Here is a 26,329-nt window from a genome sequence, read left to right on the forward strand (position 1 = left end):
ATAGAACAAGTACTTGAAAGTTTTATACTTTTGAAATCTTAAAATACAGGAAGGATGAAAACTTTTAAAATTATAATAATGATTCTTGCGATTTCGGTTGCGCTTTATGAGCAAGTTTCAGAGGAAAAAAACATCTATATCATGATTGCTGCAATTGTAGTTTTCATGTTCGGAATGATGCAGCTTAGTGCTAAAACACCAAGTAAAAATAACGATAAAGAAGAGTAGAATGCTGGCAAAAGGAGATAAGGTTTCTGTACTTGATGAAGCTATAAACGGAACGGTGATTTCGGTTAAAAACAATGAAGTTTTAATTGAAAGTGAGGACGGATTCATGATGACATTTTTAGTCAACGAACTAATTAAAATACAAGAAACCAGTAATTTAATGAATTCTATTAAAAGAATTGATTTAGATGAAGTTTCAAAAGAGAAAACAGAGCCAAAACCGAGAAGTTTTGTTAAAGAAAAGAAAGATAAACGTGATGTTGGTGTTCCAGAATTTGATTTGCATATCGAAAAACTGGTTCCAAATAAACGCGGAATGTCTAACTATGATATTTTGACATTACAGACCGAAACAGCAAAAAGACATATCGAATTTGCGATTAGAAATCGCATTCCGAAAATCGTTTTTATTCATGGCGTGGGCGAAGGAATTTTGAAAGCAGAACTTGATTTTTTATTAGGCCGTTATGACGGAATTGATTTCCAAGATGCCAATTATCAAAAATACGGACTTGGAGCAACTGAAGTTTATATAAAACAAAACAATAAATAAAACCGCTTTTTTTTAAGGGAAAAGATAAATTGCAAAGCATAAAAAAACGTCTGTTTTTTGAAAAGATTTATACTTAAATCAAGACAAAAAATAGACGTTTTTTTTTGTAAGAATTATTTCGGTAGATTTCTTTTTAGAAATCTAAGTTTTTAGTCGGTTGCATCTCTGGTAACTTTTCCAAGAACGAAACTGCTTCCAAGTTTAAAGTTGCTTTTTCCTTTTTGTAAAATTACGTTTTTAAGAACAATCGTGTGTTCATAAACTTGCCCCGTTCGCGTAGTCGTTACTTCAATAATTCCACTTACGTTTGCTACACCAAGTTGGCCTGTCCATGTTTCATCGATTGCAGGAGAACTTGGTTGTACTTTAGCGCAAATAAAAGCTGGTGTAATAGATCCAGTTTCTGCCAATGCGGTTCTGTAAAATACTTTGTTTTGTGTTGCTGTTATTAAACTTGTACGAGGTTGATTGCTAGTTGTAGGTACATTTACGATCAAAGCAGGATCGATATCTTCGATCGATAAATAAAATGAATTGTTGTAATTGTAAGTTTTGTTGTCACATTCATAAGCCGAACCATTCGGATTAGTTTTGAAAGTCAAATCGGCTTTAGTTATAGTTGTGTTGTATGTTCCAAACACAAATTCAGCTTCTGTTTGATTTCCTGCTGGTTTTGCAAATGTTATATTTCTAAAAATAATACTATGTTCATAACCCTTTATTCTTGTGCTTCCGTCAGTTGCACTTGAATCTACTAGTTGAGTTGTTGCAACTTCAATCAAACCTTCAACTGCATTCCATTCTTCTGTTACTTTTGGAGTGGTAGGAGGTATTGCACCACAAATATTATCTTTTGCTACAGTTCCGTCATAAGCTCTATAAACGACACGGTATGATCCTTTTCCATTTGCGTCAATAGTATACGTGTAGGTTCCTTGATCATTAATGATTGCTCCCTGAGGCAATTGAAGCAAAAGCGCTTCCTGAGATTTTAGTTTATAAATTAAAGTATTTGTTAACGGATCGCAGGCTGATGATTCCTGTACATCAGCAAAATCTATTTCGTCTACAGTTAAATCTCCATCATCGCATCCGTTCAAGAAAAGAGCGAACAATAGGAGGGCAGCATATTTTTTCATCGTAAAATTTATTTGGGTCAAAAATAGTGAAAAAATTGCCAAATGATATTTAAGATTTGACAATTGATATTTCTTAACTTTGCAGCAATGAAAAAAGTATATCTAGATAATGCCTCAACAACTGCCATGCGTCCTGAAGTAATTCAGGAAATGACAAAAATAATGCTTGAGGATTACGGAAACCCATCGTCTACACACAGTTTTGGTCGAAACGGTAAGACCATATTAGAACTTTCTAGAAAGAGTATCGCAAAACACTTAAATTGCACTGCTCAAGAAATAATTTTCACCTCTGGCGGAACAGAAGCTGACAACTGGATTTTGCGCTCTGCTGTTGAAGATTTGAAGGTGGAGAGAATTATTACTTCAAAAATTGAACATCATGCTGTTTTGCATACTGTTTGGGCACTTCAGGAAGAATACAATATTCAAGTTGATTATGTAAATGTAAATGCAGACGGTAGCTTAGATCTAACGCATTTGTCTAATTTACTGGCCGAAGAAAAAAAGACTTTGGTTAGTTTAATGCATGTCAATAACGAAACGGGGACAATTTTAGATTTAGATCGTGTAAGTTTGATTTGCAAGCAGTATAGCGCTTTGTTCCATTCGGATACAGTTCAATCTGTCGGGAAAACGGAAATCGATCTGCAAAAAACGCCTATTGATTTTATTTTGGCGAGTGCACATAAATTTCACGGTCCAAAAGGTATTGGATTTGCTTTTATTCGAAAAAATTCTGGTTTACAACCCTTGCTTTTTGGAGGAGAACAAGAAAAAGGCCTTCGCGCAGGAACCGAAGCCGTGCATCAGATTGCTGGTATGGCAAAAGCTTTGTCTATTTCGTATGAAAAATTAGAAGAAGAAAGGCTTTATATTTTAGGTTTGAAAAATTATCTGATAGAACAATTAGAAATTCATTTTCCAAATTTCAGAATTAACGGAAAAAAAGAAGATTTCTATAACATTATCAATATCATTCTGCCGTTTTCATCAGACAAAACTCCGATGCTGCTTTTTAGTTTAGATATGAAAGGAATTGCAGTTTCTAGAGGAAGCGCTTGCCAGTCTGGAAGTATTAAACCCTCTCACGTTTTAAACGAAATGCTTTCGGAAACCGATTTAAAATTGCCAAATCTCCGAATTTCATTTAGTCATTACAACACCAAAGAAGATATCGATTGGTTAATTGAAAGTCTGAAAACAGTCTAAGTTGCTAAGATACTAAGGTTCTGAGATTCTAAGTTTTTTAGAGCCATTAAAATGAAAAAGTTCGCAAAGCTTGTTTTGATAAAGCTTTGCGAACTTTTTAAATTCTATTTAGATTCTCAATAAAAGCTTCTTTGCGTACTTTGCGGTAAAAACTACACTCAAAGTTTTTGAAACCTGAAACCTGAAACCTGAAACTTGAAACAAAAAACTATTTGCGAATTACTTTTACCTGAGAATCTTTGGTTAATTTGATGATCGTAGAAGATTTCCCGTTTATTTTGTCTTGGTTTAATTTCACCACATAATCAACACCGTTAATAATTTCCGGGCTAATGTCCTTGAAAGCTATTGGTGTTGGTTGTCCAGAAATATTAGCAGAAGTGGAAACCAAAGGCTTTTTCATTCTCTCCATCAATTTGAAGCAGAAAGGTTCTTTTACCAATCTAACCCCTAGCGATTTGTCCGCAGCAATAATATTTGGAGCAACATTTCTAGCATCATCAAGAATTAAAGTAGTGGGTTTCTCCGATAAATCCCAGATTTGCCATGCAACTTCAGGAATCTCTTTAAATACATTGTACAGCATCTTTTCGCCATTCATTAAAACAATCATGCTTTGTGTTTCTGCACGCTGTTTTAACTTGTAGATTTTAGCAACAGCTTCTGGGTTTGTAGCGTCACAGCCAATTCCCCAAACCGTATCTGTTGGATATAAAATGATACCGCCTTCCTTAATTACTTCGTATGCGTTGATAATTTCTTCGTTCATTATAAATGGAATATGTAAAGTGCAAAATTAATTTTTTTATTTGGTAAAAAAATCAAATTTACTTGGCAATAATTAAGTTTTTGTAATTTATAAGATTATTTTTGCACTTAAAGTTAGAATACCAAATAGCAAAAAATCCAAGCCGTAAGCAGTTTTGCTTTAACCAAAAACCATATGAATAAAGTATTAGCAAAAGTAGTTATTCCTGTATACAAGGAATATTTTGGAGAATTAGAAGAAAAATCATTTTTACAAGGCTGCAAAATTTTAAAAGATTATGAAATTGTAATTGCGCATCCAGAAGGATTAAATTGTTCTTATTTGACTGAAAAATATGAGAATTTAACTTTCAAAAGTTTTCCTAAACATCATTTTGCTACTATAGATGGTTATAATGAGCTTTTGCTATTGCCAGAATTTTACGAGCCTTTTTTAGATTCAGAATATATATTGATTTATCAGCTTGATGCATTCGTTTTTAGAAATGAATTAGCAGAATGGTGCCAGAAAGGTTATGATTATATTGGTGCTCCCTGGATTGCAACTCCTGTAGATACTTTTGGAAAGAAAATATTAAACACAATTACTAAAAATTTCAGATCGGCTAAGAAAAAAGAGCGTGAACAGATTTTTTATAAAGTAGGTAATGGCGGATTTTCATTACGTAAAGTGGCTTCGCATTTTGCTATTGCAAAAGAAAAAAGCCAATTTATATCAGACTTTTTAAAAGCAGATAAAAAGCCAATTTATGCTACAGAAGACGTTTTTTGGTCTTTAAAAGCTCCCGAATTTGATTCAAATTTTAAAATTCCGGATTATAAAGAAGGTGTGCTTTTTGCCATAGATAGAAAACCAGAAATTGCTATGAAAATAGCGGGTAACAAACTTCCTTTTGGCTGTCATGCCATTAACAAACCTAAAGTGAATAAGTTCTGGAAACCAATTTTAGATCAATATTAATTTAAGCTTTTGTAAAAATCATAATAGTTTTTTTGCATTATGCTAAGATTATGATTTTGACTAACGAGCTGAAAGGCATTGGTTTTTATTTTTTCCTGTAAAGCTGGATTGTTTATAATTTTAAGTACGCTATTGGATAACGTTTCGGTATCTTTTAAATCGGCTAGAAATCCCGTTTCACCGTTTGTAATGACCTCTGGTGTTCCGCCGGCTTTAGTACATACCACAGGAATTTTACAGGCAAAAGCTTCATAGATAGTCAATGGAAGTCCTTCAGTTACAGAAGTTAATAGAAAAACATTAAATTCTGGAAGTAAATCGGCAGTATTTCGATATCCGGTAAAGAATAAATCATGCTCTAAATTATTTTCAATAGTATAATTTACTAACTCTTCTTTAAGAGGGCCGTCTCCAATTACAATAAATTTTATGGAGTCAGAAGTGTTGGTTTTTAGCTTAATTAGTTTAGCTGTGTCAATAAAAGTGTGTATGTCTTTTTGACTTGTAAGAGCGGCTATATTTCCCACTATTTTGGTTTCTGGTGCAAAATTAAACTCTTTATGAAGCAGATTTTGATTTGTCTTTTGAGCAAATTGTTCAACATCGATAGCGTCATAAATTGTTATAAGACGGTTTTGATCTACAATTTTTTCAAAAATAGCTTCAACAGCCTTAGAAACGCATATAATTTTATGAATTCTAGGATGCGAATATTTATACCTGTTTAAAAATTTGTCTTTAATTTTATTGTTTCTTTTTCTGCTAAATATTAAGGTAATTGATTTGTTTAAAAATTTTAAAGCAATAAGCGCAGCAGTCAAAGAAGACGAATCATGTATATGCAATACGGTTATCGATTCTTTTTTGCAGATTTTAATAATAGATAAAATCAGACTGAATAATTTGAATCGGTTTGTTGGGTAAGTAAAAAAATTAGCATTGTCATTTTTGCAGATAGCCGCTAAAACAGCTTTATCTGGACATAAAATGTATTGTTTTAGATCCATTTTATCAGCTAATAGCTTGTAGATTGTATACATTTGCGAATCGCCACCTCGAAAGTCAATCATCGAGGTAACATTTAGTATTTTCATTGCTTTAAATTTTTGCAAATATATGAGAAAAGGATTACTTTTTGTAAAAATATTCTTTTCTTTTTTTATTTCTATGAAAGCATTTAGTTATTTTTGAATTTTAAAAGTATAGATACCCATTATGTCATTTGAAATAAGCAAAAAATTTAAGTCCGAAGAACATTCAATACAACAAATTATCAGCAGTTTTGATTCTTCTGGTGAACTTTTTGGAAATGGCGATCGAAATAAAATAAAATTATTTGATCTAAATGGGAAGATTGTAAACGTGAAATCTTTCAAGATTCCTCATTTTATTAATAAAATAGCATATAAATATTTTAGAAAATCAAAAGCCAGACGATCTTTTGAATATGCAAACAAGCTTATAGAATTGGGTGTTGGAACACCAGAACCTATTGCATTTGTAGAGTTTTCGTCTTTATTAGGTTTAGAAAACAGCTATTATGTAAGTGAGCATCTTTTGTGTGACTTGACGTATAGAGAGCTTGTAGAAGTGCCTGATTATCCAGATCGTGATAATATTCTAAGACAATTTACCAAATTCAGTTTCGATCTTCATGAAAAGGGAATTGAATTTTTGGATCATTCTCCAGGAAACACTTTAATAAAAAAGAATGCGAACGGAAATTATGATTTTTTTCTAGTTGATTTGAACAGAATGGAATTTCATACTACAATGTCTTTTGAAACGCGTATGAAAAACTTATGCCGTTTGACTCCATTAAAAGAAATGGTGGCAACAATGAGTAACGAATATGCTAAATATTATAGCGAACCTGAAGAGAAGATTTTTAATACTTTATGGAAAGATACTTCAGATTTTCAAGAAAAGTTTTATCGAAAAAAACGTCTGAAAAAGAAACTTAAATTCTGGAAGAAGTAATTCTTCTTAACTCTTTATAGCGAACAAAAACGCTGTACGCATTAAGATAGCAGATTGTTACGCCTTTTCCTCCGTCCAGAAAACCCAATCGGATTATAAATTGGTACAAAAAAGTGTATAAAGGATGAAGAAATAGCAGTAGGAAATAAGGTTTTATTCCTTTTGCAAATTTTTCATTGGCTTTAAGAATTCCATAATTGTACATTTTCGATTTATAATCCTCATAAGAAGAGTAGGAGAAATGTATAATTTTATTTTTTAAAGTAGCGATTGGTCCGTTTACAATCAGTTTTTCGTGAACGGTTCTTTCTTCGTTGTATCTGCATTTTGATTTATTAAAAAGCCTAAAAATCTTGTCGGTTTGCCAGCCGCTGAAGTTTAGTCGGTGCTCCTTAAACATAAAAATGCGATAGATAAAATAAGCGCTTGCGGCGTTTTCAGCATTAATTGCAGTAACGATTTCAGATTTTAATTCGGGTGTTAATCTTTCGTCAGCATCAATAAATAAAACCCATGAGTTTTCGGCTTGCTCTAAGGCAAAATTTCGCTGAGAGGTATAATCAATAAAAGGATTCTGAATTAATTTTACGTTTTTGAAAGACTCGACAATAGGTACCGTTTTATCGGTGCTGTAAGAATCAACAACAATTATTTCATCTGCAAAATCAATGTCTTCAAGAAGTGATTTTATATGATGTTCTTCATTAAGCGTAATAATCAATACTGATAATTTTTGCTTTTCGCTATTCATTGGTGATGCTTTGCTTTTTCAATTTTTATATTCCTGAAAATAAGTCTCTAGTTTTTTAAGCATAAGTTCCAACGGATATTCAGCATAATATTCAAAAGTGTGTTCTTTTATGTATTGTTCGGTGTGCTTCTCGTAAATCTCAGGTTTTAAATCTTTTAAATGAATTGAAGCATTTTTTGCTTCATTTTCAAACAACTGCCAAGTTTCTTTTCTAACAGAAGGAGTAAAAATAGAGAAAGTTGGTATTTCTAGTGCTTTGGCCATATTTACAGCTCCTCCTTCGTTTCCTATCAACATCTCGCATTGAGAAAGTATTGCTAAAAACTGACGTAAATCTGTAGCGTACAAATCGAAAATAATATGCTTTTTTGTTTCTTCAGAACAATGGTTGTAAACCTCCAAAGCTTCCTCTTTCTGGTTCGGAATATAATTAAAGAGAATAGTAGCGTTTGTTTTTGCTACAGTAAAATCGATAATTTTTGCCATTCCGTCAAGCGGATAGGTTTTGTAGTGCTCGCTTCCTAAAATTCCAAACATAATAAGGGGTTTTTCAGGATCAATATTGTAGCTTTTTAAAATGCTTTTTGCTTCTGCAATTTCAGATTCTTTTAAAAAGATTTTCGGTTTTACATTCGTTATCTTTTCAGTAAAAAATGGTTTAAGGAGCAACAACCTGTTTTCAATTGCCAATCCATATTCTGATTTTATGGCATCAAAACGTTCGTAACTATAATTGTAAAAGATATTAGAATACCATTTATGATACGAAACTTTATATTTTGCTCCAGAAAAAAACGTAATTAAACTAGTTCCTAATTTGCTGTAAACGTCTATTACGGCATCATATTTTTTTCTTCGGATCTCAAAAATGAATTTAAGGAATCCAAAAGTCGATTTTCGGATTTTATTAGTCACCGGAATGATGTTATCGATATTCGGATTTTCTTTTAGAACATCAATCGAATTGGGATAACACATATAGTCAATTGTAGAGTCAGGAAACTTGCTCTTCAAGTTATTGCAAATAATTGTGCTTGTTAAAACGTCTCCAATTCTTTTTTGTTGGATAACTAATATTCTCATCTGGTTTTTTATTCAATTTGAAAGCTAAAGTACAAACTATTTTATGAAGTGCACAAGTGATGGCGGTAATAAGATTAAACTAAATTAAAAAGTTATATTTTTGTGGTCAACAAATTAAAATTTATAATGGGAATTAGCGGTTTGGTTATTACTTTCAATGAAGAAAAAAACATTGGAAAATGTATAGATGCCTTATTTAAAGTTTGTGATGAAGTTATTATTGTAGACTCTTTCAGTAAAGATCGCACAGTAGAAATAGCTAAAGAAAAAGGAGCGCAGGTTGTTCAACAGGCATTTTTAGGAGATGGTCCGCAGCGTACGCACGGTTTGCCTTTTTGTAAAAATGACTGGATTTTAAACCTTGATGCAGATGAGTTTTTAGACAAAGACGCAGAAGATTTTATTCTAAAGAAAAAATATTTGGAAGGAAATCATGATGCTTTAAGTTTTAGAGTAAAAAACTTTTTGGCCGATAAACTAATTGATTTTTCAGGATGGTATCCAGATCATAAAGTTCGTTTTTTTAATAAACAGACTGCTCATCCTTCTGATTCTAAAGTGCATCAGAAAATTGTAGCTCAAAATGAGAAAAAAGTTGCCGTGCACATTTTGCATTACGGATGGGATTCTTTTGATCAGATTATTGCTAAAAAGAATCAATATTCTGGATGGCATGCGCAGCAGTTATATGATCAAGGAAAAAGAATTAATGCCTTTAAACCTGTTTTGAACGGAACTGTAGCTTTTGTTCGATGTTATTTCTTTAAAAAAGGAATCTTCAACGGTCTTGACGGATTGACCATCGCAATGATTCAGGCTTTTTTCTCTTATATGAAATATGCTAAACTTATTAAACTTCAAAAAAATAAGTAATAAAAAAAATCCAAATTCCAGTAATAATCTATTGGAATTTGGATTTTAAATATTTAGACTTTTTAAAGCTTATACAGCAACATCGTATTCACGAAGTGCATTGTTTAAAGAAGTTTTTAAATCTGTAGATGGTTTACGAGTTCCAATGATTAATGCACAAGGAACTTGGAATTCTCCAGCTGCGAATTTCTTAGTGTAGCTTCCAGGAATAACTACAGAACGAGCAGGTACATAACCTTTCATTTCAACTGGCTCATCACCTGTAACATCGATAATTTTTGTAGATGCCGTCAAACATACGTTAGCTCCAAGAACTGCTTCTTTACCAACGTGAACACCTTCAACCACGATACAACGAGAACCGATAAAAGCACCGTCTTCGATAATAACTGGAGCAGCTTGTAATGGCTCCAAAACACCACCAATACCAACACCACCGCTTAAGTGTACATTTTTACCAATTTGAGCACAGCTTCCTACAGTTGCCCAAGTGTCAACCATTGTTCCTTCGTCAACATAGGCACCAATGTTTACGTAACTTGGCATTAAGATTACACCGCTTGAGATGTAAGCTCCATAACGAGCAACAGCATTTGGTACTACACGAATTCCTTTTTCAGCATAATTTCTTTTTAGCAACATTTTGTCGTGGTACTCAAAAATACCAGATTCCCATGTTTCCATTTTTTGAATCGGGAAATACATCACAACCGCTTTCTTAACCCATTCGTTTACCTGCCATTTGTCACCAACTGGTTCAGCAACACGTAATTTTCCAGCATCTACTAATTCGATAACTTCTCTAATAGCATCAGTTGTTGCGGTTTCTTGTAATAAAGCTCTATTTTCCCAAGCTTGTTCAATTATAGTCTGTAAAGAATTCATACGTTTAATTTTTTGGCAAAGATAAGGTATTTGTAGAAATGCAAAAAAGTAAAACGGTTTGAAAATGTTACAGATTTAACTTTTTGTTTCTTATTTGTAAGGTTAATGAAGCGATATGTATTTTTTACTAATACTGCTACCACTAGAAGTTTTTTTTGTATCAAAATATGACAAAAGTCAGGGTTTCTGCTTTTTCTTCGCTTTAATTTCGCAGTGTTGATCAACAATTCCATTCCATAAATAAATCATATAAGCAGTAAAATATGAATCAAGAAAATCACCTTCAAAACAGAGTAATCATTGACAAAGAAGTAAGCTGGGATAAAACTCAGGTTATTATGAGTAAAACAAATGCTTTTGGTATTATAGAATATGCCAACGAAGTGTTTGTAGATGTTTGTGGTTACGAAGACTATGAATTAATGGGGCAGCCTCATAATATCATACGTCACCCTGATATGCCAAAAGTAATCTTTAAAGTGCTTTGGGAAAATCTTAAAAACGGGAAAAATTTTCACGCTATTGTAAAAAACCTTGCAAAGTCTGGAAGATACTATTGGGTAATTACAGATTTTGAAATCGCCCGCGACGAAAACGACGTTATTGTAAATTATTTCGGAAGAAGACAAGCTGTACCGCAGGAAGTTATTGCGATGCATATTGAACCTTTATATAAAAAGTTATTGCAGATTGAAGCCGCAAGCGGAGTTGAATTTAGCGAAAAGTATTTAATAGGATTCTTAGAAGAGAAAAAGAGAACGTATGTTGAATATATTAAGGAGCTGATTTACGAACACGAAAAATCACAATCTAAGTTTGCTAATTACAGTGAAGAAGAGGATGCAGGAGAGGAAGAAGAACACAGAGGTTTTTTTGGCCGATTGTTTGGAAGATAAATTGAGTTATTTTTTAGGTTTGAATATTTGGATAAAAGTCCGTCTTGAATTTTCAAGGCGGATTTTTTTATTGAAAGCAATCTTGGAAAAAGTTTATTTTGAGTGAAATGGAAAAATACAAAAATATTTTAAACTAAATTTGCTGAAAAATTACAACATGCCAAGAATCCTTTCAATAGATTACGGACAAAAACGCACAGGAATAGCTGTCACAGACGAAATGCAGATTATTGCTTCGGGATTAACTACAATTCCGACTCATACTTTGATTGACTTTTTGAAAGATTATTTTGTTAAAGAAAAAGTCGAAGCGGTTTTAATTGGCGAACCCAAACAAATGAACGGTCTTCCGTCTGAAAGTGCTTCTGTCATTAATGGCTTTGTAACTCATTTTTCGAATATTTTCCCCGATATGAAAGTAATTCGTGTTGATGAACGTTTTACTTCAAAAATGGCATTTCAAACCATGATCGACAGCGGTTTAAATAAAAAGCAACGTCAGAACAAAGGTTTGATAGACGAAATTTCTGCTACAATTCTGCTTCAAGATTATCTTTCCGCAAAAAAATAACGCTGTTCGTCGTATTTTTTATTTATAATTTAATGGTTTTTAGAAAATCCTAACTTTTATCATCTAAAAATTAGTTTTTTTTTGCAATTAAAAAAGTACCTTTGCACTTTAAATAAAAATACTGTTATGCCTGACGAAACCATACGTTCAAATAGTGATGTAGTACTCATTGGCGCTGGAATAATGAGTGCCACTCTTGGAGTAATTTTGAAAGAATTACAACCAGATATAAAAATTGAAATTTACGAAAGATTAGATGTTGCAGCAGCTGAAAGTTCTGATGCTTGGAATAATGCAGGAACGGGACACTCTGCTTTTTGTGAATTAAATTATACTCCAGAAAAGGCAGACGGTAGCATCGATCCTAAAAAAGCAATAAGCATCGCAGAATCATTTGAGATTTCTCGCCAGTTTTGGTCTTATTTAGTGCAACAAAATAAAGTGCCGTCTCCGGATAATTTTATTAAAAGCGTACCTCATATGAGTTTTGTATGGGGAGATAAAAACGTAGATTATTTAAAAAAGAGATTTGAGGCGCTTCAAAGCAATCCAATTTTCTCTGATATGACTTTCAGTACCGATTTTGAGCAACTTCAAAAATGGATGCCATTGGTAATGGAAGGCAGAACTGCTGACGAAAAATTAGCAGCAACACATATGGAAATTGGTACCGATGTTAACTTTGGTGCTTTAACAAGAAGTATGTTCAATTACTTAGAAAAATTAGATGGTGTTTCTTTGTATTTTAATCATGAGGTTAAAAAACTAAAACAGCGTGAAGATAAATCTTGGAGAATTAAAATTAAAGATTTGTCGACAGGAAAAACTCGTAAAGCCTATACTAAATTTGTATTTATTGGTGCGGGTGGAGGTTCTCTTCCTTTATTAGAAAAAGCAAATGTTCCTGAAGGAAATGGATATGGAGGTTTTCCTGTAAGCGGACAATGGCTAAAATGTACAAATCCTGAGGTAATTGCAAAACACCAAGCAAAAGTTTACGGAAAAGCAAGTGTTGGAGCTCCTCCAATGTCTGTTCCCCATATTGATACTCGTGTAATTGATGGAGAAAAAGCACTTCTTTTTGGTCCATTTGCAGGATTTTCAACTCGTTTCTTGAAAAATGGTTCTTATTTAGATTTACCGTTATCTATTAAGCCTAACAATTTAATTCCGATGCTGGCTGCAGGATATCATAATATTCCATTAACAAAATATTTGATCGAGCAAGTTCGCCAGTCGCCAAAAGATAGAATGAAAGCTTTACGCGAATATCTTCCAACAGCTCGTTCAAAAGATTGGAAATTGGAAAAAGCAGGACAGCGTGTTCAGGTTATCAAAAAAGATGAAAAAGATGGCGGAGTTTTAGAATTTGGTACCGAAGTAATTAATACGCATGACGGAACGTTGGCGGTTTTATTAGGTGCATCTCCAGGTGCTTCTACAGCTGTAGCAATTATGGTTGATTTGATCAGCAGATGTTTTACACATCAAATTAAAACACCAGAATGGCAAGCAAAATTAAAAACAATGATTCCTTCTTATGGTCAGACTTTAAATGATAAGCCAGAACTTTTAGAAGAGCTTAGAAAACAAACAGCAGAAGTTTTAAAATTAAATTAAGCTTTTCCTTATATTGAATAAAACACAAATCCAGATGAATTAATCTGGATTTGTTTTTTTTAGGTCGGTTGTGTTTTTTAGAATTTTTTCAGCCAGATTACTCATCCAGATCAATTGTTCAATTACCATTTGTGCTTCCTGCATTTTGGCTTGACGCGTTTCTTTATCCAAATCATCATCTTCGGCTAAGCGCGTAAAATGCCTTCGCTTTAATTCTTCAAATTGCAAAGTCACATCTTCTTTTTCAAAAAAAGTATCCTTTATAATAACTTCATTTCTTAAAACAGAAATAGAATGATCCAAATTGGCTAAAATTGTTTTGATGATATAATTAAAAGAATCTGATGCAGAAGTGGTTTGGTGTGACTGAATATAAGTTGACAATGAAGCCAAAGCAGATAATAAAGAGTGGTTTAAAACTACCAATTTGTTAACCAAAGGCATGGTCTTCTGTTTCGATTTTGGCTCTTGCATCATGCGCTGGAAAGAAGTCATTAAATTGCCTATTTCAACAAAAGCATTTTTTCTTGCAAGACGGTAAGAAGTAGGAACTTCTCCTTTTTTGTTATAAAAATCTGCAATTTCTTTGAGATAATTCCTGTTCGCTCGAATCGTGTTTTCGATATGAATAGGCGTATTGATAAATTCCCACGCAGGCCATAAAAACTGATTGGCAATAAAGGCTAAAATAGCTCCGGCAAGCGAATCTAAGATTCTGTATTGGATTACTTCATTGATATCTGGGGTAAGAATTCCGTAAATAAAAACGACATACATCGTAACAAATGTCGCACTTATCTTATAGTTGATTTGGGTAAATGAAATTCCCAAAAGCATACAAACAATAGAGAAAATGCTTAATGCTACGTGATTCTGAATAACCGATACAATTCCGAAAGCTATAAATCCTCCCAAAACAGTTCCGAACATCCTGTTGTAAGATCGTTCCTTTGTTAAGCCGTAACCAGGGCGCATGATTACTACAATCGTAAGCAGAATCCAATATACGTTTTGAAATGGAAGCACTTGTCCGAGAAAGAAACCGATTAAAATAGTAATGGTTAATCGTATCGAATGTCTGAAAATCGAAGAAGAATAGCTTAAATTTTCGATTAAAGTTCGCAACGGATAATATTGTGGCGTAAGGAATTTTTCAAGCTCCTTGTCTTTGTCTTTTAGTTTATAAGACTGCATGGCTAGAGAAAGTGCGCGCTGAATGGTTTTGATTTTTCCAACCTGATTTTTAGCATATTTCAACATATTGGTTAGCATTAAAACACCTTCTGCGGCTTCTTCTTTACCTAATATTTTTTCATAATCAAAAATGGCAAATTCAAGAGCATCCAATTCGTTTTTCAAATCATGTTTATCAACATAAACACTAATATGACGGACATTTTTTGAAAGCTTCTTAAGGGTTGAAGCCAGTTTATAGGCAACATTTTGATACGTTCTTAAAACATCGGGATGTTTGGCGAATTTTTCATGAAGTTTGCTATGATCAAAAGAAGTGTACAGCGCCAATTCTTGAATTTCGACTAAAGTAATAAAGACTAAAAGCATTTTTCGATTCTGACTTGTAATTCCAGATGCATTCTGGTTTCCAATCAGCATTTTTCTTAAATCTTCATGAATAAGATTCAATTCTACCTGTACAGCTAGTTGTTTCTCGATTATAGCTTTTCTATTGGCTTCAGGGCTCCATAAATCACCTCTTAGTTTTAGATATTTGGCAGTAAGTTTTATTCCTTCAGCGATTTGTAATTCTACATATTTATAGGGCTGTACAAAATGAAAAACAAGAGATACTACCAAATACAGAATTCCTCCGATAAAAATAAAGCCAGAATATTCAAAAGCTTCCCAACCTTCATGTAAATGTCCAAAAGAAAGAGAAATAGATAATAAAGCCGAGAAAGAAATCAGGGTTGCTCGCTGCCCGTAAACCGAAATCATAGAGCATAAAAACAATAGAAATCCTAAAAAGATATAAAAAAGAAAAGGATATGGATAAACGAGATTTACCAGCAGATTAACACCTGAAACAATAAATGAGGCCGCAATTAATCCTTTTATTTTATGGCTAAGAGAACTTGGAATATCGCTGGGATAGGTGTAAAAAGCTCCAAGTGCGATGGTGAACCCAATTTCAAAATGACCTAAAAAATTTAAAACTAAAACAGGAACAACAGAAGCAATAGTTACTTTGGAAGCATTGAAAAAAGAAGTGCTGTTTGTAAATTTTGAAATCTTATCAATCATAAAAAGAGGTTTACTAACAAAGGTAAGAATTGTAGGAGTGATTTTGGCATAATTATGGATGAGATTTTTAACAGCTTGTAAAAAATGCGATATAATAGATTATTAGAATCATTCTTGACTATTTTTTACTATTTTTGCCAGCTGAAATAGCATAACTTTAATTCTGTTTTTGCAGCATATTAAATATAAATAAAAACAAATGATTTTACCAATTGTAGGATACGGTGATCCTGTTTTAAGAAAAGTAGGGCAGGACGTTACATCAGAATATCCAAACCTAAAAGAAACGATCGCAAATATGTACGAGACGATGTACAATGCGTATGGAGTTGGACTTGCTGCACCGCAGGTTGGGCTTCCAATTCGTTTGTTTGTTATAGACACAACGCCTTTTAGTGATGATGAGGATCTTCCTTCAGAGGAACAAAAAGATTTGAAAGGCTTTAAGAAGACTTTTATCAATGCTAAAATCGTTAAAGAAGAAGGAGAAGAGTGGGGATTTAATGAAGGCTGTTTAAGTATTCCAGATGTGCGTGAAGACGTTTACAGAAAACCAACTGTTACAATCGAATATTGTGAAGAAGATTTTGTAATGAAAACGGAAGTATTTGACGGATTAATCGCAAGAGTTATCCAACACGAATACGATCATATTGAAGGAATTTTGTTTACAGATAAAATATCATCTCTTAAGAAGCGTTTAATCCAAAAGAAATTGAAAAATATTACTGAGGGAAAAACGTCTCAGGAATATAGAATGAAATTTTTCGCAGCTAAAAAAGCAAGGTAAGTTTTCTAAATAGTTAGAAACAAAAAATAAATCAAATTCTTAATACTAATTTTAATAAAAATGAATTTAACGAAAATTTTAGCCATTTCAGGAAAACCAGGTTTATACGAATTAAAAGTACAAACTCGTACAGGTTTTGTGGCGGAATCATTAATTGATGGGAAGAAGATTACTGTAAATCTAAAAAGCAATGTAAGTTTATTGTCTGAAATTTCGATTTATACTTATGAAGGTGAAAAACCGTTAACTGAAGTAATGCAGCAGATTGCCGTTAAAGAAAATAAAGGACAAGCTATTTCTCATAAAGAAGATAACGCTACTTTGTCTGCTTATTTCAAACAAATTCTTCCAGATTACGACGAAGAAAGAGTTTATCCATCAGATATCAAAAAAGTATTAAATTGGTACAATACGCTTCAAGCAAAAGGATTAGTTACAGACTTAGCTCCTGCAGTTGAAGAACCAAAAGAAGAAGCTCCAGTTGCTGCAGAGAAACCAAAAAAAGCTCCAGTAGCTAAAAAAGCAAAAGCTAAAAAAGAAGAATAATAGTTTTTCTTTAAACATAAAATAATCCTGTTAAGATGTTTTCTTGACAGGATTTTTTAATTTTACAGAATCGAGTTTAAATCAAAAGAAAACTTCAAAATGAGCAGAGAAAACCAGTTAAAAGCATTTGAGAGATTATTGAATATCATGGATGAACTTCGTGAGCAATGTCCATGGGATAAAAAGCAAACTTTGCAGACATTGAGACATCTCACAATCGAAGAAACCTACGAGCTGGGCGATGCTATTCTGGATAATGATTTAAATGAAGTTAAAAAAGAATTGGGAGATTTACTGCTTCATATTGTTTTTTATGCCAAAATAGGTAGCGAAACCAATGATTTTGATATTGCTGATGTCTGTAATGAAATCTGCGAGAAACTAATTCACCGTCATCCTCATATTTATGGAGATGTAAAAGTAGAAAATGAAGAAGAAGTAAAACAAAATTGGGAAAAACTAAAACTGAAAGAAGGTAAAAAATCTGTTTTAGAAGGTGTGCCAAGAAGTCTTCCTGCTTTAGTGAAAGCAAGCCGAATTCAAGATAAAGTTAAAGGTGTGGGCTTTGATTGGGAAGAACCTCATCAGGTTTGGGATAAAGTTCAAGAAGAATTACAAGAATTGCAAGACGAGGTAAAATCTGGAAACCAAGATAAAATCGAAGACGAATTCGGAGATGTTTTGTTTTCTATGATTAATTACGCAAGATTCTTAAATGTAAATCCAGAAGACGCGTTAGAAAGAACCAATAAAAAGTTTATTAAGCGTTTTCAATACTTAGAAAGTAAAGCAAACGAATTAGGTAAGCCATTAATGGATATGACACTTACAGAAATGGACGTTTTCTGGAATGAAGCTAAAAAACTCTAGTTGTCGGCTAATTTCTTTAAAGCGCGAACGTCTTTAAGCATAATTTTTTTACCAACTAATTCTATTAGCCCCAATTTATTAAAATCAGATAATAAACGAATGCAGCTTTCTGTTGCCGTACCAATAATTCCTGCAAGTTCTTCTCTTGTTAGCTGAACTTTAAGTGTTTTATCAGTATCTTCTCCAAACTCGTCATGTAATTGCAATAAAGTTTCGGCAAGTCGCTGTTTAACGGTTTTCTGTACTAAAGCAATTTTTTCGTTTTCAGATTCTTTTAAATCTTCGCACACAGACTGCATCAGATTTAATGAAAACTGATTGTTGCTATTAAAGAAATTGATGATTTCAGTTTTAGGAATAAAACAAACCTCCATGTCGGCAATCGCTTTTGCAGTCAAATTTGCCGGCTCGTTACTAATCATCGAGCGCTGTCCAAGTAGTTCACCAGATTTAACTAGTTTTACAATTTGATCTTTTCCGTTTGCACTCAATTTTGAAAGCTTACCAACACCATCTTTTATACAAAAAACGCCATTGGTTACTTCGCCTTCTTCAAAAATGGCTTCACCTTTTTTAATCTTGTAAGAGGTTTTACTGCTGGCTAATTTAATAACTTCTTCTTTGTTAAGGGCTTTTAATGAGCTTAGCTGACGTACAATGCATTGATCACATTTGTTCATGACAATATTTGTTTGCTGCAAAAATAAGCATATTTAAGGGTTTTAACCACCATAATAAGGTAAAATTATTATAAATTAGGGTTTACTCTCGTTGGAGCTTTTTATTTTATAAATTTAGGAATCCGATTTCAAAATAACATGATAATTGTCATCTTAAAAATTACGCTTTAATTGGAAATTTGCAACAAATAAAAACAAGTTTATGAGGGAGCAAAGTTGTTTTCATTGTGGTTTAACTATTGAACAAAATGAAGAAATTGATTTTGATGATAAAAAGTTTTGTTGCACAGGCTGTAAAACAGTTTACGAAATTTTCAGCATCAATGACCTAACATCTTATTATGATTTTGAAAAGTCTCCAGGCGCCACTCCGCAAGACATCAAAGGAAAATATGATTTTTTAGAAAATGAAACCATACTAGCAAAGGTTTTGGAATTTCAGGAAGGAAACACTTCGATTGTTTCGCTCAATATTCCGCATATCCATTGCAGTTCTTGTATCTGGATTTTAGAAAACCTAAATCGTCTTCAGCCAGGAATTAGTACTTCTCAAGTTAACTTTCACGAAAAGAAAGTTAGAATTACGTTTAATTCAGATGTCGTTTCTTTAAAAGAAATTGTTTATCGTTTAAGTTCTATTGGTTACGAACCTTATATAAGTCTAGAAAATTACGGAACAGCAAAGGCAAAGGTAGACAGGAGTTTAACGTATAAACTTGGAGTCGCATTTTTTTGTTTTGGAAATATTATGCTGCTTTCATTTCCAGAATATTTCGAAATGAAAGAATTCTGGTTGGATAGTTACAAGCCGTTTTTCAGATTACTGATTTTTCTTTTAGCATTACCAAGTTTCTTGTATTCGGCAAGCGGGTATTATATTTCTGCCTATCATAGCATTAGAACTAGAATGCTTAACATTGATATTCCGATTGCTTTAGGTATTATCGTGATGTTTATTCGAAGTACATACGACATGCTAATGGATCACGGTCCAGGATTTTTTGACAGTTTAGCCAGTTTAGTATTTTTTATGCTTCTTGGTAAAATGTTTCAAATTAAAACGTATAGTTTTTTAAGCTTTGAAAGAGATTTTAAATCGTATTTTCCGATTGCTGTTACTAAAATTAATAAAGATGCTACCGAAGATAATGTCGCTATTTATGATGTTTTAAAAGGAGATCGATTATTGATTAGAAATCAAGAGCTTATACCCGTTGATGGAATTTTAATTAGCGAAAGTGCAGAGATAGATTATAGTTTTGTTACAGGAGAAGCAGTGCCAATTACTAAAAAGTCTGGAGATAAAATATTTGCAGGAGGGAAACAGATTGGAAAAGTAATAGAAATGGAAGTATTGCATTCTGTTTCACAAAGTTATCTGACTCAGTTATGGAGTAACGAAATTTTTCAGAAGAAAGTAGATCAGAAACACAAAACCATAACAGATGCAATAAGCCGATATTTTACCCCTATTTTATTACTAATTGCATTTGGTGGTTTTGGTTATTGGATTTTTATTGATGCCAATACTGCTTTTAATGTTTTTACAGCCGTATTAATTGTAGCTTGCCCTTGTGCATTGGCTCTTACGGCTCCGTTTACTTTTGGAAATATATTGCGAATTTTAGGAAAAAAGAAATTTTATCTGAAAAACGCGATTGTAATCGAACAACTTGCTAAGGTGGATACGATTGTTTTTGATAAAACAGGAACAATTACAACGAATAAAAAATCGAATATAATGTATGAAGGAAATGCTATTTCGGATTCAGATATTGTATTGATTAAAAATGTATTGCGAGGATCAAATCATCCATTAAGCAGAATGCTGTATGATTTTCTGCCAGAAGCTAAACGTGTCGCTGTAGAAGAATTTCAAGAGATTACAGGAAAAGGAATTTTGGCAATTGTTGACGAAAAAGAAATTAAAATTGGTTCAGGACAATTTGTAAATGATATAGTTGTAGATGGTTCGGAAATTGAAAAAACAGCATTGCATATCAAAATAGGAGGGAGTTATTTTGGGAAATTTACTTTTCAAAATCAATATCGTGAAGGTTTAGAAAAACTTTTTGAAGATCTGAGTAAAGCTTATAAAATCAAAGTGCTTTCTGGAGATAATGATGGTGAGAGAGCTAATTTAGAAGCGATTCTTCCAAAAGGAACTGAGCTGATTTTTAATCAGAAACCAGAGCAAAAACTCGAATACATAAAAAAACTTCAGGAAAATGGGCAAAATGTAATGATGGTTGGTGACGGGCTGAATGATGCTGGAGCGCTGGCGCAAAGCAACGTCGGGATCTCTATTTCAGAGAATGTAAATGTCTTTTCACCTGCATGCGATGCAATTCTAGATGCAACAGAATTTTCACGTTTAAACTACTTTTTAAAGCTCTCACACAAAGCGATTTCTATTATTAAAATGAGTTTCGGACTTTCATTGCTTTACAACGTTGTCGGGCTCGCATTTGCGGTTACAGGAAACCTACTTCCATTGGTTGCTGCGATCATTATGCCGTTGAGTACAATTACTATTGTAAGTTTTGTCACTTTTATGTCTAACTATTTCAGTAACAGAAATTTAGAATGATTATAAATTATATAATAAGATTTTTTTTATAAATTTAACATATCTTTTTGTTTATGATAATTATCATATTTTATGCGCCCTTAACGAAGTAATTTTGTTAATATAAATCTAAGGTATGAGTGTTATTTATCTATTAATTTCAGTAAGTATTTTTGTGGCAATCTGTTTCTTTATTGCCTTTATCGCAGCTGTCAAGTCTGGACAGTACGATGATGATTATACCCCTTCAGTCAGAATTCTTTTTGATGACGAAACCAAAATTAATTCCCAAAATAATAATTCACCAATCGAAGAAAAACAAGTATAATTATGGAAATGGAACAGTTTTATTACGACAACAAAATTGTAAAAAAATTCATTTACGCCACAATACTATTTGGTGTTGTGGGTATGTTAGTGGGACTTACCCTTGCGGTAATGTACCTTTTTCCCAACATTACAGATGGGATTTCGTGGCTTAGTTACGGCCGTTTGAGACCGTTACACACCAATGCAGTTATTTTTGCCTTTGTGGGTAATGCTTTCTTTGCTGGTATGTACTACTCGCTACAAAGATTGCTAAAAGCCAGAATGTTTAGTGATTTTTTAAGTAATCTTCATTTCTGGGGATGGCAGTTAATTATTGTAGCAGCCGCAATTACACTTCCGTTAGGTTATACTTCTTCTAAAGAATATGCAGAGCTAGAGTGGCCAATTGACATTGCAATCGCTTTAATTTGGGTGGTAATGGGAATCAATATGATTGGAACCATGCTGCGTCGTAGAGAGCGTCACTTGTATGTTGCAATCTGGTTTTATTTAGCAACATTTGTAACGGTAGCAGTACTTCATATCTTTAATAATATAGAAATTCCGGTTTCAGCTTTAAAAAGCTACTCTGTATATGCAGGTGTTCAGGATGCACTTGTGCAATGGTGGTACGGGCATAATGCGGTGGCATTCTTCCTTACAACCCCTTTCTTGGGATTAATGTACTATTTCGTTCCAAAAATTGCAAACAGACCTGTTTATTCTTATAGATTATCTATTATTCACTTTTGGTCTTTAATCTTTATATATATCTGGGCAGGACCTCATCACTTATTATATTCTGCATTGCCAAACTGGGCTCAGAATTTAGGGGTTGCATTCTCAGTAATGTTAATTGCTCCATCTTGGGGAGGTATGATCAATGGTCTTCTTACGTTAAGAGGAGCTTGGGATAAAGTTCGTGAAGAACCCGTTTTAAAATTCTTCGTAGTGGCAATTACAGGTTACGGTATGGCAACTTTTGAAGGTCCGATGTTATCTTTAAAAAACGTAAATGCTATTGCGCATTATACGGACTGGATCGTAGCACACGTACACGTAGGGGCTTTAGCTTGGAATGGTTTCATGTCATTTGGTATTATCTATTGGCTGATTCCAAGAATGACAAAGTCAGAGCTATTCTCTAAGAAATTAGCAAACTTCCATTTCTGGATTGGGACTTTAGGTATTATTGTGTATACAATTCCGTTATATGTGGCTGGTTTCCAACAAGCATCAATGTGGAAACAATTTAATCCAGATGGTACTTTAACTTATGGTAACTTCCTTGAAACCGTAACGGCTATTATGCCAATGTATTGGATGAGAGCTATTGGAGGTAGTTTGTATCTAACAGGTATGCTGACCTTGGTTTATAATATTATTATGACTGTAAAAGCTGGTAATACAATTGAAGATGAATTGGCTCAGGCTCCAGCTTTACAGACAATAAAAAGCAGTAGATTAAGTGGAGAGAAATTCCACTCATGGTTAGAAAGAAAACCAATCCAGTTAACCATTTTAGCAACTATTGCAATTTTAATTGGAGGTATTATTCAGATTGTTCCAACAATAATGGTAAAATCAAATATTCCAACTATTTCAAGTGTAAAACCATATACGCCGTTAGAGCTTGAAGGACGTGATTTATATATCAGAGAAGGTTGTGTTGGATGTCACTCTCAGTCCGTTCGTCCGTTCAGAAGTGAGGTTGAACGTTATGGAGTTCAGTCAAAAGCGGGTGAGTTTGTTTATGACCATCCATTCTTATGGGGGTCAAAACGTACTGGACCAGATTTGTTAAGAGTAGGTGGTAAGTATAATGACAATTGGCATTTTAACCACATGTGGAATCCGCAAAGTACATCTGCGGGATCAATTATGCCAGGTTACAAATGGTTGTTTGATAACAAACCGATGGACATTTCATTAACTCAGAAGAAAATGCAGGCAATGATTTCTTTAGGGGTACCATATACTCCAGAAGAGGTTGAAAATGCGCAAAGAACATTAAGAGAGCAGGCTGTTAAGATAGAAAAAAACTTAGAAAGCGATCCTGATTTCGTTAAGAGTTATGAAGATAGCCGTAAAAAAGCTGAAGCAAAAGGCGAGAAATTCATTCCAATGAACGAAAGAGAAATCGTTGCTTTGATCGCTTATATTCAAAGACTTGGTACTGATATTAAAGTAAAAGAAACTTCAAAATAACAGCATTATGTTTGAACAAATAAAACACAATATGGAAACAATATCGGGTATAGAAGTTTACCCGATTATTTCCCTCTTAATTTTCTTCTTATTCTTTGTAGGATTAGGCGTTTGGGTATTCTCTTATAGAAAAGAAAAAATTCAAGAAATGAGTAATATACCTTTAGATGAAGGACTTAGTGTAATTACAAAAGATAGATAAAAATGAAAAAGTTTTTCCCAGTATATGTTAGAGTACCGTTGATTTTCTTCATCGTATTTGCTTTGATGGAATATTTTATAGACTCAGGCGATAAGCCAGCTTTTGTAAAGTTCCCAATGGTAGCCCTGTTTTTATTTGTCTTTTTGTTTATTCTGATTGCAATCGAAATTACGCTTAGCGCTGTAAATCGAGTGATGTATCAATTGCTGTCACCAGAAGAAAAAGCGCAAAAAGAACTTGAAGAAAGTTTAAGCTTCAAAGAAAGCACTTGGTTTAAAAACCTTATGCATAAATTGACTAAAACAGAACCGATTGAGAAAGAAGCTGATTTATTGATGGATCATGATTATGACGGAATCAAAGAATTAGATAATAATTTACCACCATGGTGGGTATATTTATTCTACATCTGTATCATTTTTGGAGTAATCTATGTAGTTCGTTACGATGTTTTAGGAGCCGACGATCAAGAAATGGAGCTGAAAAAAGAATTAGCTCAAGCAAAGATTGATGTTGCAGAATACATGAAAACAGCACCAGATTTAATGGATGAAAAAACAGTTGTTTTACTAACTGATGCACCAAGTTTGGATGAAGGAAAAACAATCTTTACAACCAATTGTGCCGCATGCCACCGTGCAGATGCTGGAGGTCAGATTGGTCCAAACCTTACAGATAATAAATGGATTTTAGGAGGAGGAATTAAAAATCTATTCCACACTATTACAAATGGAGGTAGAGATGGTAAAGGGATGATTGCTTGGAAAGGAACCCTTAAACCAAAAGAAATACAAAAAGTGGCAAGTTATATTCTTTCTTTACAAGGAAGTAATCCTAAAGACCCAAAAGAAGCTGAAGGAGAAGTTTGGGTAGATGATAGTGCTCCCAAAACAGATGCCGCTGCAGCACCAAAAGATACCACACAAGTTAAAAAATAATTAGAATATCATGTCAAATTTACCAGACGAAGCTTTTAGAGATACCATTGGAACAATAGATGAAGGTGGAAAACGAAAATTTATATTTCCTAAAAAACCGTCTGGTAAATTTTATGATTATAGAAAAATTGTCAGCTATGTTTTGTTGGCAATTTTATTCATAAATCCTTTTGTCAAGGTTAATGGGAATCAGTTTATGATGTTCAATATTATCGAACGTCGTTTTAATATTTTTGGATTCCCTTTTTGGCCACAGGATTTTTATCTCTTCGTAATTTCAATGCTGATCGGCGTTGTATTTATACTTTTATTTACTGTTGTTTTTGGAAGAATTTTTTGTGGATGGATTTGTCCGCAGACTATTTTTCTTGAATTGGTTTTCCGTCGAATAGAATATTGGATTGATGGAGATCGCGGAGCGCAAACTCGTTTAGCAAAACAAGAATGGAATGCAGAAAAAATTAGAAAAAGACTGATTAAGTGGACTATTTTCTTTTTGATCTCTTTCCTTATTGCTAATGTCTTTCTTGCTTATTTGGTAGGAAGCGACACATTGTTTTTAATGATTGAGCAAGGTCCGATAAAACAGGCGAGCAATTTTATAGCGTTACTAATATTTACTGGAGTTTTCTATTTTGTTTTTGTCTGGTTTCGTGAACAGGTTTGTATTATTGCTTGCCCGTACGGAAGATTACAAGGTGTTCTTTTAGATAATAAATCTATAAATGTTGCTTATGACTTTGTTCGTGGTGAAAAAGAAGAAGGACGTGCAAAATTCAAGAAAAATGAAGACAGAGCATTAACTGGAAAAGGAGATTGTATTGATTGTCTTCAATGTGTTCATGTTTGCCCTATGGGAATTGACATCAGAAACGGAACTCAGTTAGAATGTACAAACTGTACAGCTTGTATCGATGAGTGTGATCATATTATGGAATCTGTTGGACTGCCAAAAGGCCTTATCCGCTATGCTTCGGAAGATGAAATTGCCAAAAAAGAACCTTTTAAGTTTACAGCAAGAATGAAAGGTTATACAGCTGTTCTCTTTATTTTATTGAGTATTTTTGTTGGAATGCTATTTTTAAGAACGGATGTTCAAGCGGTAGTTTTACGTTTGCCTGGTCAGTTGTTCCAGCATAATGGAGAAAAAATTAGTAATGTTTACACGTATAAAATTGTAAACAAAACGATGAAAGATTACAACGATATTCATTTTGAATTAATAGACCAGAAAGGAGAAATTAAAAATGTTGGAAAAAGGCATTTTAAAGTTGCAAAAGAAGGAATTTCTCAAGGAACATTATTCATCGAAATCGATGAAGTTTTATTGGAAAGCGATAAAACAAAAGTAAAAATAGGGGTTTATAATGGTTCTGAACTCATAGAAACGACAACAACAAATTTCTTAGGACCGCGTAGTTTTAATTAAAAATAT

Annotated in this window: 26 protein-coding genes; 18 read left to right on the top strand and 8 right to left on the bottom strand. The window is 33.2% G+C overall.

Annotated elements, in window-relative coordinates; translation table 11 throughout:
• Positions 1-54 precede the first annotated feature (54 nt).
• Both QLQ95_RS16525 and QLQ95_RS16530 read left to right on the top strand, forming a co-directional pair.
• Positions 55-228 carry a hypothetical protein gene (locus tag QLQ95_RS16525; protein WP_008462622.1) on the top strand — a complete coding sequence of 58 codons (174 nt, stop codon included), beginning with the start codon at positions 55-57 and terminating at the stop codon, positions 226-228.
• Between the two features lies 1 nt (position 229).
• Complete coding sequence (locus QLQ95_RS16530) at positions 230-781, top strand: Smr/MutS family protein (RefSeq protein WP_482500671.1); 552 nt, start codon at positions 230-232, stop codon at positions 779-781.
• Positions 782-930: 149 nt separating this feature from the next.
• Here the strand turns inward: QLQ95_RS16530 and QLQ95_RS16535 are convergent, their stop codons facing one another.
• Positions 931-1,920 carry a hypothetical protein gene (locus QLQ95_RS16535; protein ID WP_320492405.1) on the bottom strand — a complete coding sequence of 330 codons (990 nt, stop codon included), beginning with the start codon at positions 1,918-1,920 and terminating at the stop codon, positions 931-933.
• Between the two features lie 87 nt (positions 1,921-2,007).
• On the opposite strand from QLQ95_RS16535, the gene QLQ95_RS16540 reads away from it, so the two are divergent.
• Positions 2,008-3,132 (top strand): cysteine desulfurase family protein, encoded by a 1,125-nt coding sequence (locus tag QLQ95_RS16540; RefSeq protein ID WP_482500673.1) that lies wholly within the window; start codon positions 2,008-2,010, stop codon positions 3,130-3,132.
• Positions 3,133-3,340: 208 nt separating this feature from the next.
• Here the strand turns inward: QLQ95_RS16540 and QLQ95_RS16545 are convergent, their stop codons facing one another.
• Positions 3,341-3,901 (bottom strand): L-threonylcarbamoyladenylate synthase, encoded by a 561-nt coding sequence (locus QLQ95_RS16545; protein WP_320492407.1) that lies wholly within the window; start codon positions 3,899-3,901, stop codon positions 3,341-3,343.
• 174 nt (positions 3,902-4,075) lie between these two features.
• On the opposite strand from QLQ95_RS16545, the gene QLQ95_RS16550 reads away from it, so the two are divergent.
• Positions 4,076-4,861, top strand: a complete 786-nt coding sequence (locus tag QLQ95_RS16550; protein WP_320492408.1) for a DUF5672 family protein — start codon at positions 4,076-4,078, stop codon at positions 4,859-4,861.
• Here the strand turns inward: QLQ95_RS16550 and QLQ95_RS16555 are convergent.
• Complete coding sequence (locus tag QLQ95_RS16555; RefSeq protein ID WP_095930933.1) at positions 4,858-5,955, bottom strand: glycosyltransferase family 4 protein; 1,098 nt, start codon at positions 5,953-5,955, stop codon at positions 4,858-4,860. The two genes, QLQ95_RS16550 and QLQ95_RS16555, sit on opposite strands and share 4 nt — an antisense overlap.
• Before the next feature lie 121 nt (positions 5,956-6,076).
• Here QLQ95_RS16555 and QLQ95_RS16560 point away from each other — a divergent pair, with 121 nt between their 5' ends.
• On the top strand, positions 6,077-6,841 hold the full coding sequence (locus QLQ95_RS16560) for a lipopolysaccharide kinase InaA family protein (protein WP_428237446.1): 765 nt from the start codon (positions 6,077-6,079) through the stop codon (positions 6,839-6,841).
• Here QLQ95_RS16560 and QLQ95_RS16565 read toward each other — a convergent pair.
• Positions 6,822-7,592, bottom strand: coding sequence for a glycosyltransferase family 2 protein (locus QLQ95_RS16565; protein WP_320492410.1), 771 nt, complete (start codon positions 7,590-7,592; stop codon positions 6,822-6,824). The genes QLQ95_RS16560 and QLQ95_RS16565 overlap by 20 nt on opposite strands.
• A gap of 18 nt (positions 7,593-7,610) precedes the next feature.
• The gene (locus QLQ95_RS16570) at positions 7,611-8,675 is read right to left on the bottom strand and encodes a glycosyltransferase family 9 protein (RefSeq protein ID WP_320492411.1); all 1,065 of its coding nucleotides are present in this window, start codon (positions 8,673-8,675) and stop codon (positions 7,611-7,613) included.
• Between the two features lie 126 nt (positions 8,676-8,801).
• Between QLQ95_RS16570 and QLQ95_RS16575 the strand changes: the two genes are divergently transcribed.
• Positions 8,802-9,548: a glycosyltransferase family 2 protein gene (locus QLQ95_RS16575; protein ID WP_320492715.1), complete on the top strand. Its 747-nt coding sequence runs from the start codon at positions 8,802-8,804 to the stop codon at positions 9,546-9,548.
• 69 nt (positions 9,549-9,617) lie between these two features.
• Here QLQ95_RS16575 and QLQ95_RS16580 read toward each other — a convergent pair whose 3' ends face one another.
• Positions 9,618-10,433 (bottom strand): 2,3,4,5-tetrahydropyridine-2,6-dicarboxylate N-succinyltransferase, encoded by an 816-nt coding sequence (locus tag QLQ95_RS16580; RefSeq protein WP_248726233.1) that lies wholly within the window; start codon positions 10,431-10,433, stop codon positions 9,618-9,620.
• A 263-nt stretch (positions 10,434-10,696) separates the two neighbouring features.
• On the opposite strand from QLQ95_RS16580, the gene QLQ95_RS16585 reads away from it, so the two are divergent.
• From QLQ95_RS16585 to QLQ95_RS16595, 3 genes are all read left to right on the top strand, one after another.
• Positions 10,697-11,329 (top strand): PAS domain-containing protein, encoded by a 633-nt coding sequence (locus tag QLQ95_RS16585; protein WP_095930926.1) that lies wholly within the window; start codon positions 10,697-10,699, stop codon positions 11,327-11,329.
• 157 nt (positions 11,330-11,486) lie between these two features.
• Complete coding sequence (gene ruvX, locus QLQ95_RS16590; RefSeq protein ID WP_482500677.1) at positions 11,487-11,900, top strand: Holliday junction resolvase RuvX; 414 nt, start codon at positions 11,487-11,489, stop codon at positions 11,898-11,900.
• 126 nt (positions 11,901-12,026) lie between these two features.
• Positions 12,027-13,520 (top strand): malate:quinone oxidoreductase, encoded by a 1,494-nt coding sequence (locus QLQ95_RS16595; RefSeq protein ID WP_320492414.1) that lies wholly within the window; start codon positions 12,027-12,029, stop codon positions 13,518-13,520.
• A gap of 39 nt (positions 13,521-13,559) precedes the next feature.
• On the opposite strand, the gene QLQ95_RS16600 is transcribed toward QLQ95_RS16595, so the two are convergent.
• Positions 13,560-15,782, bottom strand: a complete 2,223-nt coding sequence (locus QLQ95_RS16600) for an FUSC family protein (RefSeq protein WP_482500679.1) — start codon at positions 15,780-15,782, stop codon at positions 13,560-13,562.
• 199 nt (positions 15,783-15,981) lie between these two features.
• Here QLQ95_RS16600 and def point away from each other — a divergent pair, with 199 nt between their 5' ends.
• From def to mazG, 3 genes are all read left to right on the top strand, one after another.
• Positions 15,982-16,572, top strand: a complete 591-nt coding sequence (def, locus tag QLQ95_RS16605; RefSeq protein ID WP_482500681.1) for a peptide deformylase — start codon at positions 15,982-15,984, stop codon at positions 16,570-16,572.
• A gap of 60 nt (positions 16,573-16,632) precedes the next feature.
• The gene (locus QLQ95_RS16610) at positions 16,633-17,118 is read left to right on the top strand and encodes a DUF5606 family protein (protein WP_320492416.1); all 486 of its coding nucleotides are present in this window, start codon (positions 16,633-16,635) and stop codon (positions 17,116-17,118) included.
• A gap of 99 nt (positions 17,119-17,217) precedes the next feature.
• Positions 17,218-17,988, top strand: a complete 771-nt coding sequence (gene mazG / locus QLQ95_RS16615; RefSeq protein WP_111424177.1) for a nucleoside triphosphate pyrophosphohydrolase — start codon at positions 17,218-17,220, stop codon at positions 17,986-17,988.
• Here the strand turns inward: mazG and QLQ95_RS16620 are convergent.
• A complete protein-coding gene (locus QLQ95_RS16620; protein ID WP_320492417.1) occupies positions 17,985-18,668 on the bottom strand; it encodes a Crp/Fnr family transcriptional regulator in 684 nt (227 codons plus the stop codon). The genes mazG and QLQ95_RS16620 overlap by 4 nt on opposite strands.
• Before the next feature lie 202 nt (positions 18,669-18,870).
• On the opposite strand from QLQ95_RS16620, the gene QLQ95_RS16625 reads away from it, so the two are divergent.
• The 6 genes from QLQ95_RS16625 to ccoG all read left to right on the top strand — a co-directional run bounded on the left by QLQ95_RS16625 (position 18,871) and on the right by ccoG (position 26,323).
• Positions 18,871-21,258, top strand: coding sequence for a heavy metal translocating P-type ATPase (locus QLQ95_RS16625; RefSeq protein ID WP_482500684.1), 2,388 nt, complete (start codon positions 18,871-18,873; stop codon positions 21,256-21,258).
• Between the two features lie 115 nt (positions 21,259-21,373).
• Positions 21,374-21,565 carry a cbb3-type cytochrome oxidase assembly protein CcoS gene (gene ccoS, locus QLQ95_RS16630; protein ID WP_095930917.1) on the top strand — a complete coding sequence of 64 codons (192 nt, stop codon included), beginning with the start codon at positions 21,374-21,376 and terminating at the stop codon, positions 21,563-21,565.
• 2 nt (positions 21,566-21,567) lie between these two features.
• Entirely contained in the window at positions 21,568-23,754 is a 2,187-nt protein-coding gene (ccoN, locus tag QLQ95_RS16635) for a cytochrome-c oxidase, cbb3-type subunit I (RefSeq protein ID WP_482500686.1), read from the top strand.
• A 7-nt stretch (positions 23,755-23,761) separates the two neighbouring features.
• On the top strand, positions 23,762-23,956 hold the full coding sequence (locus tag QLQ95_RS16640; protein ID WP_095930915.1) for a cbb3-type cytochrome oxidase subunit 3: 195 nt from the start codon (positions 23,762-23,764) through the stop codon (positions 23,954-23,956).
• A 2-nt stretch (positions 23,957-23,958) separates the two neighbouring features.
• Positions 23,959-24,894, top strand: coding sequence for a cbb3-type cytochrome c oxidase N-terminal domain-containing protein (locus tag QLQ95_RS16645; RefSeq protein WP_482500688.1), 936 nt, complete (start codon positions 23,959-23,961; stop codon positions 24,892-24,894).
• 10 nt (positions 24,895-24,904) lie between these two features.
• Positions 24,905-26,323 (top strand): cytochrome c oxidase accessory protein CcoG, encoded by a 1,419-nt coding sequence (ccoG, locus tag QLQ95_RS16650; RefSeq protein ID WP_482500690.1) that lies wholly within the window; start codon positions 24,905-24,907, stop codon positions 26,321-26,323.
• The last annotated feature ends 6 nt before the right edge of the window (positions 26,324-26,329 follow it).

The sequence above is a fragment of the Flavobacterium sp. B330r genome (assembly GCF_056824325.1).